This is a genomic window from Streptomyces sennicomposti (assembly GCF_019890635.1).
In the GTDB taxonomy this organism is placed as follows: domain Bacteria; phylum Actinomycetota; class Actinomycetes; order Streptomycetales; family Streptomycetaceae; genus Streptomyces; species Streptomyces sennicomposti.
Genome location: NZ_JAIOAB010000057.1, coordinates 15,932 through 31,562 on the forward strand (window position 1 = coordinate 15,932; position 15,631 = coordinate 31,562).

Here is a 15,631-nt window from a genome sequence, read left to right on the forward strand (position 1 = left end):
CACATGGCCCAGCATTCCAGCATCCCGACCGCGGCACGCCCGGGACCAGGGAAGTCCAGGGCTTTCTCGGGGCCGCGCGGGGCGATACCCCGGGGCGCGCAAGGGGCGTGACCCGGGGGCTTGAGGGGGCACATCTCAGGGGCGCACCAGGCCAGGACCGGTGCGCCCCTCCTTCTCGTACGACGTCCACGGCTCCGGGAACCCGGAGAGCCCGGCTTGTACGCCTCCGGGTCTCCCCCGGAGGAGCCGTACGAGCCGGCTCCTCCGGGGGAGACCCGGAGGAGCCGGCTCGTACGGCTCCGGGAGACCCGGCGGGTTCAGCGCCGCCAGGGCAGCTCGGCCGTCACCCGGGTGGGCCCGCCGGCCGGCGAGTCGACCAGCAGGATGCCGTCCACCGCGTCCAGCCGCTCGGCCAGTCCCGCCAGCCCCGACCCGGCGGCGGCGTCCGCGCCCCCGTGCCCGTCGTCCGCGACCTGGAGCATCAGCCGGTCCTCGGAACGCCACACGTCCACCGTCGCGGACCGGGCCCGGCTGTGCTTGCTGACGTTCTGCAGCAGCTCGGAGACCGTGAAGTAGGCGATGCCCTCGATCGCCGGTGCCGGGCGTTCGGCCAGGTCCACCTCGACCGTCACCGGCACCGTGCAGCGCGAGGCCACCGAGGACAGCGCCGCGTCCAGACCGCGGTCGGTGAGCACCGCCGGGTGGATGCCTCGGGCCAGGTCGCGCAGCTCCTGGAGCGCCGTCTTCACCTCGCCGTGCGCCTCGTCCACCATCCGCGCCGCCGCCCGCGGGTCCTCGGCCAGCTTCTCCTTGGCGAGTCCCAGGTCCATCGCCAGCGCCACCAGCCGGGCCTGCGCCCCGTCGTGCAGGTCCCGCTCGATGCGGCGCAGATCGGCGGCGGCCGTGTCCACCACGACCCCCCGGTCCGACTCCAGCTCCACCACCCGCGCCGACAGCCGCGACGGCCCGAGCAGCCCGTGCACCAGCACCCGGTCCACCGCCGTCAGCGCCCGCACGATCCACGGCGTGGCCAGCGTCAGCAGCAGCCCCACCAGCGCGGTCACCGTGATCTCGAACGGGTTGTCGAGGTAGACGCTGTGGTGCTCGTCGCCGTAGAGCTGGATGCCGCCCTGGCCGGCCCACATCGGGAAGACCCAGAACCACAGCGGATACGTCAGGAACGACCAGCCCACCGTCCAGAAGACGACGGCGACCACGAAGGAGAACACCGCCCACGGGAACTGCACCAGCGCGTAGAGCAGGGCCCGCCAGGACGCGCCGCTCCTGAGCACCGCCCCCGTCCAGGCCAGCACGCCCCGGCCGTCGGCCCGCAGCGGCTCCGGCTCGCCCACGTCCAGGCGGAGCAGCCCGCGCGCCCGCGCCCGCTCCACCACGCCGAGCAGCCGGCAGCCGGCCAGCGCGCCCGCCAGCACCGGGATGCCGAGGAACGTCACCAGCAGACCGGCGCCGAGCGAGGCCATGGTGACGGCGTAGACGAAGAGCAGGATGCCCATCGGCAGGCTCAGCAGCACATACGCCAGCTCCCGCCAGCTGCGCCCCTCGAACGGCGCCCGCAGGCCCGCGGGCAGCAGGTGCCGGCGGCGGCCGTCGCGCTCGTAGCCGTACTCGTACTCGTGCTCGGGGCCGTGTCCCCGCCCGGGTCCCCGCCCGGGTCCCCGCCCGTGTTCCGGTCCGAACCGAGTTCCGTACTGGGTGGCCATCGACGTCGTCCGTTCCCCTCGTGAGCCGCTGGTGCCGCTGTGCCGCTGGTGCCGCTGTGCCGTTGGGCAAGGTGCCGTGGTGCGGTCGCGGTGGTCTTCCCGTGCTGCCTCCAGCCTGCTCGGCCGCAGGTCACGGGACCATGGAGCGCGTCGGCGTCTTGACCGGGGGGTTTTCCCTACCCCTTGCGGGCGACGCCCGCCTCCGCGCCGGACCCGGACCCGGACCCGGAGCCGGCGCCGGCCGTACGGTCCCGCCAGGGCAGTTCCGCCGTGACGGCGGTCGGGCCGCCCTCGGGCGAGTCGACGACGAACAGCCCGTCGACCGCGTCCAGCCGCTCCGCCAGCCCCCGCATGCCCGTGCCGCCGTCCAGCCGCGCACCGCCGCGGCCGTCGTCCCGCACCTGGATCAGCAGCCGGTCCCCCGACCGCCACACCTCCACCGAGGCCGAGCGCGCTCCGCTGTGCTTGCTGACGTTCTGCAGCAGCTCGGAGACCGTGAAGTAGGCGATGCCCTCGATGGCCTCGGCCGGGCGTTCGGACAGATCGGCCGTCACCGTCACCGGCACCGTGCAGCGCGAGGCGACCGACGACAGGGCCGCGTCCAGACCGCGGTCGGTCAGCACCGCGGGATGGATGCCGCGCGCCAGGTCGCGCAGCTCCTGGAGGGCCAGCTTCACCTCGCCGTGCGCCTCCGCGACCATCGCGGCGACCACCTCGTCGGACTGGCCCTCCAGCAGCTTCTCCTTGGCCAGCCCCAGCCCCATCGCCAGATTCACCAGCCGCGCCTGCGCGCCGTCGTGCAGGTCCCGCTCGATGCGGCGCAGATCGGCGGCGGCCGTGTCCACCACGACCCCCCGGTCCGACTCCAGCTCCGCGATCCGCCGCTCCAGCTCGTCGGACGGCGACAGCAGCGCGCGCACCATCGCCCGGTCCACGTTCGTCAGCCCGCGCGCGATGAACGGCAGCACCGGCCACAGCACGAACAGGGAGACCAGGGTGACGCAGAAGGTGAAGACGCCCCAGGGCATCCGGATGAAGTCGTAGAGGATCGTGCGCCAGCCCACCGGGTCCTTCAGCGTCAGCCACAGCCGGTTCAGCCGCCCGTGCGTGCGGCCCAGCGGCAGCCGGCTCGGCTCCTCGATCCGCACCCCGAGCAGCCTCCGCGCCCGGGCCCGCTCCAGCCGGCCCAGCTGCCGTGCCCCCGCGAGGCCGGCCGCCAGCAGCGGGAAGCCGATCACGGTGATGGTCAGCAGGCCGCTGGTGAACAGCACGCACATCACATAGACGAAGCCGATCAGCGACACCGGCAGGTTCACCAGAAGATGCGTGATCTCCTTCCAGGTGGGCAGGTCGTAGGCGAAGCGCGCCGGCGGCGGCCGGTCCTCGCCGCCCCGGGCCCGGTCCGGCACGTGGACGGGGTCCTGCCCGCGGACCTCGTCCCGGCCGTGGTCCTGTATCCGGGCCGCTCGGTCCTCGGGCTCGGCCTGGCCCTGGTGTCCGGCCCCGGCGCCGGAGGCCGCCGCGCCGGCGGCGGAGGAGATAGGTGCGGTCATACGGGCCAGCGTGCCGTGCGGCGGGCCCGGACGCCATGAGGGCGGCCGCCCGGTCCGGCGGGGGATAACCCCACCCCGCCCCCGCCCCGCGTCCCACCCTGTGACGGGCTGCTTACCCGCTCTTTATCAGGGCCTAGACTCCCGTGCGTACGGATCACCGGACGCGTGGCACGCGCAACACCGACATCACGGACATCACGAGGCCAGGGAGCGAGGGACTGACGGTGCCTGAGACGTTGCCGGAGACGGTGCGGGGGTCGACCGTCGTCGCGGCGGACTACTTCCCCTCCTACTCGGTCGCCGGGCTGCTCGCCGTCGTCGGTGTGCTGTTCGTCGCCGTCGCGTTCGGCGCGGGCCGGCTGCTGCGCCCGGTGGTCCCCACGCCCGAGAAGCTCCTGACCTACGAGTGCGGCGTCGACCCGGTCGGCGAGGGCTGGGCCCACACCCAGGTCCGCTACTACGTCTACGCCTTCCTGTACGTGATCTTCGCCGTCGACTCGATCTTCCTGTTCCCCTGGGCGACGGTCTTCGCCGCCCCCGGCTACGGCGCGGCGACGCTCGTGGAGATGTTCGTCTTCCTGGGCTTCCTGACCGTGGGCCTGCTGTACGCATACAAGAAGGGCGTCCTGGCATGGACGTGAACCCCGCGGACGCGAACCGCCCGGACACCGGTACTGGCGGTACTGGCACCGGCGCTCCGGACGCCGCCGGTCCCGTCGGGCTGCCGGAGCCGAAGCGGCTCGGCGTGCTCTCCCGGCTGGCCCCCGAGCCGATGAAGGTCGTCCTGAACTGGGGCCGCCGCTACTCGCTCTGGGTCTTCAACTTCGGCCTCGCCTGCTGCGCGATCGAGTTCATCGCCGCGTCGATGGCCCGCCACGACTTCATCCGCCTCGGCGTGATCCCCTTCGCGCCCGGCCCGCGCCAGGCCGACCTGATGGTGGTCTCCGGCACGGTCACGGACAAGATGGCCCCGGCGGTCAAGCGTCTGTACGAACAGATGCCCGAACCGAAGTACGTCATCTCCTTCGGCGCCTGCTCCAACTGCGGCGGCCCCTACTGGGACTCGTACTCCGTCACCAAGGGCGTCGACCAGATCATCCCCGTGGACGTCTACGTCCCCGGCTGCCCGCCCCGCCCGGAGGCGCTGCTCCAGGGCATCCTGAAGCTCCAGGAGAAGATCGCCCACGAGTCGCTGGGGGAGCGGTACGGGGCGGAGACGGCGCGTCCCTCGACGGCGGCGCTCCAGAGCGGGCTGGTCAGGCCGCCGGCCGCAGGTGCCGGTGCTCTGGACGCCGGCACCCCGACGGCCGGGGCCGACGGGACCGAAGGGGACGCGCGATGACCGGTGTCGGCTGGCTGCCCGCGCCCACGGAGGAGCTGTTCGGCGCCGCCGCCACGGCGGAGGAGTCCTACGAGGTCCTGACGGTCGACGTGCCGCCGGACGCCTGGATCGCCGCGCTGCTCACCGCCCGCGACGAGCTGGGCTGCACCTACTTCGACTGGCTGAGCGCGGTCGACGAGCCCGGCACGGGCTTCCGCGTCTCGGCCCATGTCGTCGCCCTCGCCCCGGTACGGCGGCTGCTGGTGCGCACCACCGTCCCGCACGACGCGCCCGTCCTGCCCACCGCGGTGGAGGTCTACGCGGGCGCCGCCTGGCACGAACGCGAGACCCACGAGATGTTCGGCGTCGGCTTCACCGGCCACCCGGCGCTCGACCACCTCCTCCTCCCGGAGAACTTCGAGGGCCACCCGCTGCGCAAGGACTTCGTCCTGGCCGCCCGGGTCGCCAAGGCGTGGCCGGGGGCGAAGGAGCCGGGCGAGTCCGAGCACGGCGGGCCCAAGCGCCGGCAGATGCTGCCGCCGGGCGTGCCCGACCCCAACGAGTGGGGCCCCCTGAAGGGCACGCTCCCGGCCGCCCCGGCCCGCCCGGCACGCGGCGCGGCCCGGGCCGCCGGCGCCGACCGCCCGGTACGCGCGGCCGGCGACCGCCCGGTACGCCGCACCCGTACGGCCTCCGAGGGCTCCGCGAGCCAGGCCCCGGCCGCGGGCACGGACACCGGTACGGCCGCCGCGCCCATGGAGGGCGCGGTGAACGCCCCGGCGCCCGGCGAGGCGGGGAGCCCGGCCGGCGCGCCCGCCGCCCGGCCGCGCCGGATGCGCAGCGCGAGCCAGGGCTCGGCGAGCCAGTCGGCGCCCCGCCCCGAGGACACGGGCGCCCAGTCCGCTCCGCCCGAGGAGGCGACCGGCGCCGTACGGCCGTCCGGCCCCCGCCGCGCACGGAGCGCGTCGGGAGGCTCGGCGTCCCAGCGGTCGGGGGCCACCCCGGAGCCGCCGCAGGAAGCCGCGCAGCGATCTCCGCGGGAGTCCCGTCCCGCCGCGTCCCCGCGCAGCGCGGACGCCCCCTGGCACCACGCCCGCCCGGCCTTCGACGAACCCGAGCCGAGCCCGGAACCCACCACCGGGTCCCCGGAGAGCGCCGAAGGAAGCTCCGAGCGCCGCGAAAGCCCCGAGGCCCGCGAGCACCCGGAGAACCCCGGGGCCCGCGAGCACCCGGAGAACCCCGGGGCCCGCGAGCACCCGGAGAAGCCCGAGGCGCGCGAGCACCCGGAGAAGCCCGAGGCCCGCGAGCACCCGGAGAACCCCGAGGCCCGCGAGCACGCGAAACGCCCCGAAGAACCCGGGCCCCGCCCCGCCGCCCCCGAGGACGAGTCCGGAAGCCCTGAAGACGCCCCCGAAGGAGGCCCGCGGTGAACGACGTGGCCGACGTCGCCCTGCGACTCCTCATCGTCTTCGTGGTCTTCCTGGCCTTCCCCCTGATCGTGGGCCAGACCGAGCACAAGGTCATGGCCCACATGCAGGGCCGCCTCGGCCCCATGTACGCCGGCGGCTTCCACGGCTGGGCGCAGCTCGTCGCCGACGGAGTGAAGTTCGCGCAGAAGGAGGACGTGGTCCCCGCGGGCGCGGACCGCCGTGTCTTCCAGCTCGCCCCCGCCGTCGCCCTGCTGCCGTACCTGCTCGTCCTGCTCGTCATCCCGATCGGCCCCGGCGAGGGCGCGGTCGGCCAGGTGATCGACGCGGGCGTCTTCTTCGTGCTCGCCGTGATGGGCGTCGGCGTGCTCGGCGCGCTGATGGCCGGCTGGGCCTCCGCCAACAAGTTCTCCCTGCTCGGCGGTCTGCGCACCGCCGCTCAGCTGCTCGCCTACGAACTGCCGATGCTGCTCGCCGCGGCCTCCGTGGCGATGGCGGCCGGCACCGTCTCCCTGCCCGGCATCCTCGACGCCTTCCACTGGTGGTGGCTGCCCTGGCAGATCGTCGGCGCGGTCGTCTTCTTCGTCGCCGGCCTCGCCGAACTGCAACGCCCGCCGTTCGACATGCCCGTCGCCGACTCGGAGATCATCTTCGGCGCGTACACCGAGTACACCGGTCTGCGCTTCGCCCTGTTCCTGCTCGCCGAGTACGCCGGGATCGTCGTCCTGTGCGGACTGACCACCGTCCTCTTCCTCGGCGGCTGGCACGGCCCGTGGGGCGCCGACGGACTCGGCTGGGTGTGGACGCTGCTGAAGACCGCGGTCCTCGCCTTCGTCGTCATCTGGCTGCGCGTCACCTACCCGCGGCTGCGCGAGGACCAGCTGCAGAAACTCTCCTGGACCCTCCTCGTGCCCCTCGCCCTCGCCCAGATCGCCCTCACCGGCATCGTCAAGGTGGTGATCTCCTGATGGCTTCCTTCCCCGGCTCCGGCCTGGCCAAGGGCCTCGCCGTCACCCTGCGCACGATGACGCGGAAGACCGTCACCGAGCAGTACCCCGACACCCAGCCCGATCTGCCGCCCCGCACCCGCGGCGTCATCGGCCTGTTCGAGGAGAACTGCACGGTCTGCATGCTGTGCGCCCGCGAGTGCCCCGACTGGTGCATCTACATCGACTCCCACAAGGAGACGGTGCCCGCGGCGACGCCGGGCGGCCGGGAACGCAGCCGCAACGTCCTCGACCGCTTCGCCATCGACTTCTCCCTGTGCATGTACTGCGGCATCTGCATCGAGGTGTGCCCCTTCGACGCGCTGTTCTGGTCGCCCGAGTTCGAGTACGCCGAGACCGACATCCGCGACCTCACCCACGAGCGCGACAAGCTGCGCGAGTGGATGTGGACCGTGCCGGCCCCGCCCGCCCTCGACCCCGGCGCGGAGGAGCCCAAGGAACTGGCCGCCGCCCACAAGACCGCCGAGAAACTGGCCGCCCAGCAGGAAGCAGCCCAGCAGGAAGCCGCCGAGCAGGAAGCCGCCCAGCGGGAGGCAGCCGAGCAGGAAGCCGCCCGGCGGGAAGCCGGCCGGCGAGAGGCCGGGGCCGGGCGGGCCGACGCCGCCGAGGAGGGGGACGAGTGAACCTCGCCGCGCAGACCCACGGCTTCCTCTCCCCGACCGGCGTCGAGATCGCCTTCCTCCTCGTCGGCCTGGCCACCTTCGGCGCCGCCCTCGTCACCGTCACCACCAAGCAGCTGGTGCACGCCGCGCTCTGGCTGGTCGTCACCCTCGGCGGCCTCGCCGTCGAGTACCTCCTGCTCACCGCCGAGTTCATCGCCTGGGTGCAGGTCCTCATCTACGTCGGTTCCGTCGTCGTCCTCCTCTTGTTCGGGCTGATGCTCACCAAGGCCCCCATCGGCCGCTCCCCGGACGCCGACTCGCCCAACCGGTGGGCCGCCCTCGCCGTGGCCGTCGTCGCCGCGGCGGCCCTGGTCTGGGTGGTCGCCGACGCCTTCCGCACCACCTGGATCGACCTGGACGGCACCGCCGCCGGCACCACCCGGGTCACCGGCGAGTACCTCTTCCGGAACTGGGTCCTGCCCTTCGAGGCCCTCTCCGTCCTGCTCCTGGCCGCCCTGGTCGGCGCGATCGTCCTGTCCCGCAAGGCCAAGGCGGACGCCGCCGGCCCACCCGGGCGGACAGCCACCACCCCCACCCCGGCGGACGGCGGCGGCGACCGCGCCCCCACCCCGGGCGACAGCGACCGCGCCCCCACGCCGGGCGACAGCGACCGCGCCCCCACCCCGGGCGACAGCGACCGCACTCCCGCGCCCGGCGGAGGCGACCGCACGACCACGCCCCGCGGCGGCGACCGGTCCGCCGAGGAAGGCGCCCGCTGATGCACCTCGTCTATCCCGCCGTCCTCTCCGCCCTCCTCTTCTGCACCGGCCTGTACGGCGTCCTCGCCCGCCGCAACGCGATCCTGGTCCTGATGTCCGTCGAGCTGATGCTCAACGCGGTCAACCTGAACCTCGTCGCCTTCGACGTCTGGCTCAGCAGGACCGCCGTGGAGACCCTGCACTCCGGGCAGGCCCTGACCCTGTTCACCATCGCCATCGCCGCCGCCGAGATCGGCATCGGCCTGGCGATCGTCCTCGCCGTGTACCGCAACCGCGGCACCTCGGACATCGACCGGCTCCGCGACGCCGCCGAGGGACCCGACGACGACTCCGACCCCGGCCGCGACAGCGACGCCGCAGCGACCGCGCGGGCCGCCGAGAAGGCTGAGGCCACCCCGTGACCACGACCACCCTCGCCGTCCTCGTCCCCCTCCTGCCGTTCCTCGGCGCCGCCGCCGGGCTGCTCCTCGGCCGCACCGCGCCCGGCTTCGTCCGGCCGCTCGCGATCCTGCCGACCCTCGCCGCCCTCGTCCTGGCCGTGCTGGTCGCCGCCGACCAGGGCGGCGGCCGGGCGATCGACGCCAGTACCGAACTCACCCCCACCGGCTCGGTCCCCGTCGATCTCGCCCTGCACATCGACGGCTTCGCCGCGCTCGTCGCCGTCCTGGTCGCCGTCGTCGCCGCCTGCGTGCAGATCTACTCGACGGGCTACCTGCGCGACGACCCGCGCTACCCCTCCTACGCCGCCCTCGTCTCCCTGTTCACCTCCGCGATGCTGCTCGTCGTCTACTCCGGCGACCTGATGGTGCTGCTGGTCGGCTGGGAGGTCATGGGCATCTGCTCCTACTTCCTGGTCGGCCACTACTGGGAGACCCCCGAGGCCCGCGCCGCCTCCCTCAAGGCCTTCCTGGTCACCAAGCTCGGCGACGTCCCCTTCCTCATCGGCCTGTTCGCCCTGGCCACCGACGCCGGCTCCTTCCGGATCACCGAGATCCTCGGCGCCGTCGCGAGCGGCGGCCTCGACCACCCGACCCTGATCGCCCTGCTGCTCCTGGCGGGCGTGGCCGGCAAGTCGGCGCAGTTCCCGCTGCACACCTGGCTGCCCGACGCGATGGCCGGCCCCACCCCCGTCTCCGCGCTGATCCACGCCGCGACCATGGTCGCCGCCGGCGTCTACTTCACCGCCCGGCTCCTCCCCGTCTTCGAGGCCTCCGCGGCCGCGATGACCGTCCTCGCCGTCATGGCCGCCGTGACCATGGCCGGCTCGGCGCTGGCCGCGCTCGCCCAGGACGACGTCAAACGCGTCCTCGCCTACTCGACCATCGGCCAGCTCGGCTACATGACCGGCGCGCTCGCCGTCGGCGACCGCGGGGCCGCCGTCTTCCACCTCCTGTCCCACGGCGCCTTCAAGGCGCTGCTGTTCCTCGCCGCCGGCGCGGTCATCCACGCCGCCGGCACCAACTCGCTGGCCGCCATGTCCCGCACGGGCAACCTGCGCGACCGCGTCCCGGACGCGTACTGGACGATGACCGTCGCCCTCCTCGCCCTGGCCGCGATTCCTCCCTTCAGCGGCTTCTTCTCCAAGGAGTCCGTCCTCGGCGCGGCCGAGCACACCGCCACCGGTCACACCGCCCACGCCCCCGGCGCGGCCGGCTGGATCGTCCTCGTGGCCGGACTGATCACCGCCGTGCTCACCGCCGCGTACGCGACGCGCCTGTGGCTGCTGGCCTTCCGCGGCCGCGGCGCCGACGCGCCGAGCCACGGCAGGCAGCCGCTCACCATGACCACCGTGCTCTGGGTGCTCGCCGTGCCCTCCCTCGCCCTCGGCGGCCTGACCTTCCGCGTGCTGCCCGACTGGTTCGGCGGCGGCTCCCTCGCCCCGGCCCTGACCACTTCCGTGCTCGGCACCGGACTGGCCCTGGCCGGCGGCATCGTCACCTACGGCGCCTGGCGGCACACCACCGCGCTGGCCGCCCGCACCCCGATGGGCGCGGTCGCCGCCCACCACGAGGCCGACGCCGGACTGGTCGAGGCCGAGGCCATCGCCACCCACCGCCCCGCCTACGGCGACATCGCCTACGCCCCCGACCCCGCGGACCCCGGACGGCTGCTCCTCGGCCCGCTGCACCGGCACGCCGCCGTCGGCTTCCACCTCGACGCCGTGTACGCGGCCCTCTTCGTGCGGCCCGTCCTGGCCGCGGCCGGCCTCGTGCGGTTCCTCGACCGCGAGGTCGTCGAGACCTACGTACGCGCCGCCGGGGCCCTGCCCCGGCTGCTCGGGGCCGCCGTACGGCGCGCCCAGACCGGCAATGTGCAGACCTATGTGAGCGCGCTGCTCGCCGGCGCCGTCGTCCTGACGGTGGCCGTCGTCCTCGTCGCCACGGGAGCGTGAGCAGGCGTGATCGGTATCAGCGAGTCCGTGATGCAGTTCCTTCTGGCATTCCTCGTCGTCGGCCCGCTCCTCGGGGCGCTCGCCGCCCTCCTGCCGGCCCCGCCCGGACTGAAGGGGACGTCACCCGAGCAGGCCGTCCTCCGGCACGGCGTGACCGTCACCGGCGCGATCCTCGCCGCGGCGATCGTCCTCGCGCTCGGCTTCGACCACGACCACCCGTCGAAGATGCAGGCCACGACCGACATCAGCTGGATCCCCGCACTCCACGTGCGCATCCACCTCGGCATCGACGGCATCTCCCTCCCCCTCGTCGTCCTGACCGCGCTGCTGACCTTCCTCTGCGCGCTCTACAGCTACTTCAAGCCGCCCGCGGGCCCCGGCCCGAAGGCCTTCGTCGCGCTGCTGCTCCTGCTGGAGTCCGGCACCCTCGCCACCTTCGCCGTCCTCGACCTGCTGCTGTTCTTCCTCGCCTTCGAGACCGTGCTCATCCCGATGTACTTCCTCATCGCCCGCTGGGGCGGCGAGGGACGGCGGGCCGCCGCCTGGCGGTTCATCCTCTACACCCTCCTCGGCTCGGTCGTCATGCTGCTCGGCCTGCTCCTGATCGGACTGAAAGCGGGCACGTTCGACATGGTGGCACTCGCCACTGACAACGGCCGGTCACTCACCGCATCCGTGCAGGTCGTCGCGGTCATCGCGATCGGGATCGGGCTCGCGGTCAAGACCCCGATGTGGCCGCTGCACAGCTGGCTGCCGGACGCCCACACCGCCGCCCCGACCGTCGGCTCGGTCCTGCTGGCCGGCGTGCTGCTGAAGATGGGCACCTACGGGTTCGTCCGGATCCTGCTGCCGATCGCGCCGCACGGCTTCCACACCTTCGCGCCCTACCTCGCCGCCTTCGCCGTCGCCGGGATCGTCTACGGCTCGCTGGCCTGCCTCGCCCTCGCCAGGCAAGGCGCGAAGGGCGACCTGAAACGGCTCATCGCCTACTCCTCCGTCGGCCACATGGGCTTCGTGCTCCTCGGCATCGCCACCATGACCCCGACCGGCGTGAACGGCGCCCTGTTCGCCAACATCGCCCACGGCCTCATCACCGGCCTGCTGTTCTTCCTGGTCGGCGCGCTCAAGGACCGCACCGGCACCACCGACCTCGACGCGCTCGCCCAGGAGAGTGGAGCAGCCCTGTACGGCAAGGCCCCCCGGCTCGGCGGGCTGCTCGCCTTCGGCGCCGTCGCCTCGCTCGGCCTGCCCGGCCTCGCCGGGTTCTGGGGCGAGATGCTCGCCCTGTTCGGCGCGTTCGAGCCCGCCGCCGGCCTCAGCCGGCCCGCCTTCCTCGCCTTCATGGCGATCGGCGCGTTCGGCACCCTGCTGACGGCCGCGTACATGCTCGTCGTGGTCCGCCGCGTCTGCATGGGCGCCGTACCGCAGAAGACGCCGAGCCTGCCCGACGTGCGCGGCTTCGAGTTCGCCGCGTGGACCCCGCTCGTCGTCCTCACCGTCCTCGCCGGGCTGTGGCCCAAGGCCCTGCTCGGGCTCACCGACCCGGCCGTGCAGCAGCTCCTGGCAGGAGGCACCCGATGAGCGCCCTGGCCCAGCCGCTCGCCGCGTCGGCGGTCCAGTCCGTCGACTGGCTCGCCATCGCCCCGCCCACCCTGACCGCGGTGGTCGCCCTGGCGGCGCTCGTCACCGACCTGTTCGTGCCCCAGGCGCGCAAACCCGTCCTCGGCTGGCTCTCGGTGGCGGGCCTCGCCGCCGCCGGACTCCTGCTGCTCCCCCTCCTGGACGGCGACCGCGCCACCTTCTGCCTCACCGGGCAGCCGGACGTGTGCAGCTACCGCGCCGACCACTTCACGCTCGTCATCCAGTTCCTCGTCCTCGGCGGCGCCCTGCTGGCGGCCCTGCTGTCGGTCACCGCGCTGAAGGACGCGCGCGGGGGACTCCCCGAAGGGGAGTACTGGTTCCTGCTGCTGTCCTCCGCCGCCGGCGCCGCCCTGATGCCCGCCGCCCGCGACCTGGCCACCCTCGTCGTCGCCCTGGAGGTCGCCTCCCTGCCCGCGTTCGCCCTCGTGGGCCTGCGGCACGGCGACCGCAGGTCCTCCGACGCGGCCCTGAAGTTCTTCCTGTCCTCGGTCACCGCCACCGCCGTCACCCTGCTCGGCGTCAGCTTCGTCTACGCCACCACCGGCACCCTCTACCTCACACAGATCGCCGAGCGCGTCCAGCACGTCGACGGCCGGCTGCTCACCCTCGCCCAGACCGGCGTCGTCCTCACCCTCGTCGGCTTCGCCTTCAAACTGGCCGCCGTCCCCTTCCACTTCTGGGTGCCCGACACCTACGTGGGCGCGCCCCTGCCGATCGCCGCCTATCTGTCCGTCGTCGGCAAGGCGGTCGGCTTCACCGGCCTGATCCTCGTCACCGTCGTCGCCCTCCCCTCGTACGCCGACGTCTGGGGCCCCGCGCTCGCCGCGCTGGCCGCGCTCACCATGACCGTCGGCAACGTCGGCGCCCTGCGCCAGCAGGCCACGCGCGCGTACAGCGCGGTACGGCTGCTCGCCTGGTCCTCCGTCGGCCAGGCCGGCTACCTCCTCGTGCCGATCGCCGCCGCCGGCTACACGAAGGACCCCCAGAAGGCGATCGGCTCCACGGTCGCGTACGCCCTCATGTACGCCGCCGTGAACCTCGGCGCGTTCGCCGTGGCCGCGCTCGTCGGCCGCACCCGCGAGCGCAACCGGGTCGCCGACTACCGCGGCCTGTACGCTACGAACCCGCTGACCGCCCTCCTGCTGGCCTTCTTCCTGCTCTGCCTGGCCGGACTCCCGCCGGGCGTCATCGGCCTGTTCGCGAAGGTCACCGTCTTCTCGGCGGCCGTCGACGCGGGACTCGGCTGGCTCGCCGTCGTCATGGCCGTCAACGTCGTCATCGCGCTGTACTACTACCTCCAGTGGACGGCCCTGCTGTTCCGCGCCCCCGAGGGCGAGCGGGCCGGGCACCGCGTCCCGGCGCCGCTCACCGCGGCCCTCGCCCTCACGGGCGTCCTCGGCGTCGCCCTGTCCGGCGCGCCCCAGCTGGTGCTGCGCTTCGCGTCCCACGGCCTGTTCTGAGGCCGGCCGCGCGTTCCGTACGGCCATGGGCCGCCCCGAGGCCCGGCGGCCCGCTCCGGGGCGGCCGGGGCATCAGCACGCGCGCGTGGGGCATCCGGTGATCCACGCGCGCGTACCGGCCGGCGACCCGCTCACCCGGACGGCCCGCGCACCGTCGTACACGCCGGGGAACCCGGGGCCCTCGCCTGGCGTTGACCAGTACGGAAGGGTCCACTGGACGGGACAGCAGCACACGTCACGGCACCGGTGGCACCGAACAGCAGCAAGCGAAGGGTTCCCCTGCCGCACCACTTGGAGGGCGTACCGTGCACCGCCGGCACAACGGGCTCAGGACCGCAGTACTCCTCGGGGGGCTGTCCGCACTCATCATCGTCATCGGCGGCTTCTTCGGCCGCACCGGCCTGATCGTGGCGGTCCTCGTCGCGCTCGGCACCAACGCGTACGCGTACTGGAACAGCGACAAGCTGGCCCTGCGCGCGATGCGGGCCCGCCCGGTCAGCGAGTTCGAGGCCCCCGCCCTGTACCGCATGGTCCGCGACCTCTCCACCCAGGCCCGCCAGCCCATGCCCCGCCTGTACATCTCCCCGACCGAGGCGCCCAACGCCTTCGCGACGGGCCGTAACCCGCGCAACGCCGCCGTGTGCTGCACGGAGGGCATCCTGCGCATCCTGGACGAGCGCGAGCTGCGCGGCGTCATCGGCCATGAGCTGAGCCACGTCTACAACCGCGACATCCTGATCTCGTCCGTCGCCGGCGCCCTCGCCTCGGTGATCATGTTCCTGGTCAACTTCGCCTGGCTGATCCCGGTGGGCCGCTCGGACGACGACGACGGACCGGGCCTGTTCGGCATGCTCCTGATCATGATCCTCGGCCCGCTCGCGGCCACCCTGATCCAGCTGGCCATCAGCCGCTCCCGGGAGTACGAGGCGGACGCCTCCGGCGCCCGCATCACCGGCGACCCGCTCGCCCTCGCCAGCGCGCTGCGCAAGCTGGAGATCGGCACCAAGCAGCTCCCGCTGCCGCCCGAGCCGCGGATCGAGACCGCCAGCCACATGATGATCGCGAACCCCTTCCGTCCGGGCCAGGGACTGTCGAAGATGTTCTCGACCCACCCACCCATGGCGGAGCGCATCGCCCGACTCGAACAGATGGCAGGTCGACAACAGTGAAGACGATCCTCAACGTCATCTGGGTGGTCCTCAGCGGCTTCTGGCTGTTCCTGGGCTACCTCCTCGCGGGCGTGCTGCTGTGCGTCACGGTCATCGGCATCCCGTTCGGCATAGCGGCCTTCCGGATCGGCGTCTACGCCCTGTGGCCCTTCGGGTACACCACCGTCGAACGCCGTGACGCGGGCGCCCCGTCCTGCGTGGGCAACGTGCTGTGGCTGGTCCTGGCCGGCTGGTGGCTGGCGATCGGCCACATCGTCACGGGCGTCATGCTGTGCCTGACGATCATCGGCATCCCGTTCGGCATCGCCAACTTCAAGCTGATCCCGGTCTCGCTGCTGCCGCTGGGCCGCGAGATCGTCCGTACGGACCAGCCGTTCGCGACCCGCTGACGGCCGGCGTGCGCTCCGCCGCGGCGAGGGGCAAAGCGGACGGCGGGGCCTCGCGCCGCCGACCGGCGCAACCGGAAGACACGGCCGCGGCGTCCTCCTCCACGACACGGCACGGACACGCGTGTGGCACGCACGGCGGCGTCACCGCCACCGAGAAGGGCTGGTTCGGG

Annotated in this window: 14 protein-coding genes; 12 read left to right on the forward strand and 2 right to left on the reverse strand. The window is 73.5% G+C overall.

Annotated features, from left to right (window positions below):
• Positions 1 to 317 precede the first annotated feature (317 nt).
• On the reverse strand, positions 318 to 1,721 hold the full coding sequence (locus K7787_RS25175) for a sensor histidine kinase (RefSeq protein ID WP_223003050.1): 1,404 nt from the start codon (positions 1,719 to 1,721) through the stop codon (positions 318 to 320).
• Between the two features lie 176 nt (positions 1,722 to 1,897).
• Positions 1,898 to 3,274 carry a sensor histidine kinase gene (locus tag K7787_RS25180; RefSeq protein WP_247721278.1) on the reverse strand — a complete coding sequence of 459 codons (1,377 nt, stop codon included), beginning with the start codon at positions 3,272 to 3,274 and terminating at the stop codon, positions 1,898 to 1,900.
• 218 nt (positions 3,275 to 3,492) lie between these two features.
• Here K7787_RS25180 and K7787_RS25185 point away from each other — a divergent pair, with 218 nt between their 5' ends.
• From K7787_RS25185 to K7787_RS25240, 12 genes are all read left to right on the forward strand, one after another.
• Positions 3,493 to 3,915, forward strand: a complete 423-nt coding sequence (locus K7787_RS25185; protein ID WP_009190072.1) for an NADH-quinone oxidoreductase subunit A — start codon at positions 3,493 to 3,495, stop codon at positions 3,913 to 3,915.
• Positions 3,906 to 4,616, forward strand: a complete 711-nt coding sequence (locus K7787_RS25190) for an NADH-quinone oxidoreductase subunit B (protein WP_223003051.1) — start codon at positions 3,906 to 3,908, stop codon at positions 4,614 to 4,616. Before K7787_RS25185 ends, K7787_RS25190 begins: the two co-directional genes overlap by 10 nt.
• Positions 4,613 to 6,025 (forward strand): NADH-quinone oxidoreductase subunit C, encoded by a 1,413-nt coding sequence (locus tag K7787_RS25195; protein WP_223003052.1) that lies wholly within the window; start codon positions 4,613 to 4,615, stop codon positions 6,023 to 6,025. Before K7787_RS25190 ends, K7787_RS25195 begins: the two co-directional genes overlap by 4 nt.
• Positions 6,022 to 6,990, forward strand: coding sequence for a complex I subunit 1/NuoH family protein (locus tag K7787_RS25200; protein ID WP_009190076.1), 969 nt, complete (start codon positions 6,022 to 6,024; stop codon positions 6,988 to 6,990). The genes K7787_RS25195 and K7787_RS25200 overlap by 4 nt, the downstream gene beginning before the upstream one ends.
• On the forward strand, positions 6,990 to 7,652 hold the full coding sequence (locus tag K7787_RS25205; protein WP_223003053.1) for a NuoI/complex I 23 kDa subunit family protein: 663 nt from the start codon (positions 6,990 to 6,992) through the stop codon (positions 7,650 to 7,652). The genes K7787_RS25200 and K7787_RS25205 overlap by 1 nt, the downstream gene beginning before the upstream one ends.
• On the forward strand, positions 7,649 to 8,410 hold the full coding sequence (locus K7787_RS25210; RefSeq protein WP_223003054.1) for an NADH-quinone oxidoreductase subunit J: 762 nt from the start codon (positions 7,649 to 7,651) through the stop codon (positions 8,408 to 8,410). Before K7787_RS25205 ends, K7787_RS25210 begins: the two co-directional genes overlap by 4 nt.
• Positions 8,410 to 8,811, forward strand: coding sequence for an NADH-quinone oxidoreductase subunit NuoK (gene nuoK / locus K7787_RS25215; protein ID WP_009190079.1), 402 nt, complete (start codon positions 8,410 to 8,412; stop codon positions 8,809 to 8,811). Before K7787_RS25210 ends, nuoK begins: the two co-directional genes overlap by 1 nt.
• A complete protein-coding gene (locus K7787_RS25220; RefSeq protein ID WP_223003055.1) occupies positions 8,808 to 10,802 on the forward strand; it encodes an NADH-quinone oxidoreductase subunit 5 family protein in 1,995 nt (664 codons plus the stop codon). Before nuoK ends, K7787_RS25220 begins: the two co-directional genes overlap by 4 nt.
• 6 nt (positions 10,803 to 10,808) lie before the next feature.
• Positions 10,809 to 12,383: a complex I subunit 4 family protein gene (locus tag K7787_RS25225; protein ID WP_164389221.1), complete on the forward strand. Its 1,575-nt coding sequence runs from the start codon at positions 10,809 to 10,811 to the stop codon at positions 12,381 to 12,383.
• Positions 12,380 to 13,903, forward strand: a complete 1,524-nt coding sequence (locus K7787_RS25230) for an NADH-quinone oxidoreductase subunit N (protein WP_223003056.1) — start codon at positions 12,380 to 12,382, stop codon at positions 13,901 to 13,903. The genes K7787_RS25225 and K7787_RS25230 overlap by 4 nt, the downstream gene beginning before the upstream one ends.
• A 305-nt stretch (positions 13,904 to 14,208) precedes the next feature.
• Positions 14,209 to 15,072, forward strand: a complete 864-nt coding sequence (htpX, locus tag K7787_RS25235; RefSeq protein ID WP_009190083.1) for a zinc metalloprotease HtpX — start codon at positions 14,209 to 14,211, stop codon at positions 15,070 to 15,072.
• Complete coding sequence (locus K7787_RS25240; protein ID WP_009190084.1) at positions 15,069 to 15,461, forward strand: YccF domain-containing protein; 393 nt, start codon at positions 15,069 to 15,071, stop codon at positions 15,459 to 15,461. The genes htpX and K7787_RS25240 overlap by 4 nt, the downstream gene beginning before the upstream one ends.
• Positions 15,462 to 15,631: the final 170 nt, after the last annotated feature.

What these genes read in the sequence shown, in the direction of transcription:
- K7787_RS25175 (WP_223003050.1), bottom strand. Translation starts at nt 1,721, where the DNA reads ATGGCCACCCAGTACGGAACTCGGTTCGGACCGGAACACGGGCGGGGA.
- K7787_RS25180 (WP_247721278.1), bottom strand. Translation starts at nt 3,274, where the DNA reads ATGACCGCACCTATCTCCTCCGCCGCCGGCGCGGCGGCCTCCGGCGCC.
- K7787_RS25190 (WP_223003051.1), top strand. Translation starts at nt 3,906, where the DNA reads ATGGACGTGAACCCCGCGGACGCGAACCGCCCGGACACCGGTACTGGC.
- K7787_RS25195 (WP_223003052.1), top strand. Translation starts at nt 4,613, where the DNA reads ATGACCGGTGTCGGCTGGCTGCCCGCGCCCACGGAGGAGCTGTTCGGC.
- K7787_RS25205 (WP_223003053.1), top strand. Translation starts at nt 6,990, where the DNA reads ATGGCTTCCTTCCCCGGCTCCGGCCTGGCCAAGGGCCTCGCCGTCACC.
- nuoK (WP_009190079.1), top strand. Translation starts at nt 8,410, where the DNA reads ATGCACCTCGTCTATCCCGCCGTCCTCTCCGCCCTCCTCTTCTGCACC.
- K7787_RS25230 (WP_223003056.1), top strand. Translation starts at nt 12,380, where the DNA reads ATGAGCGCCCTGGCCCAGCCGCTCGCCGCGTCGGCGGTCCAGTCCGTC.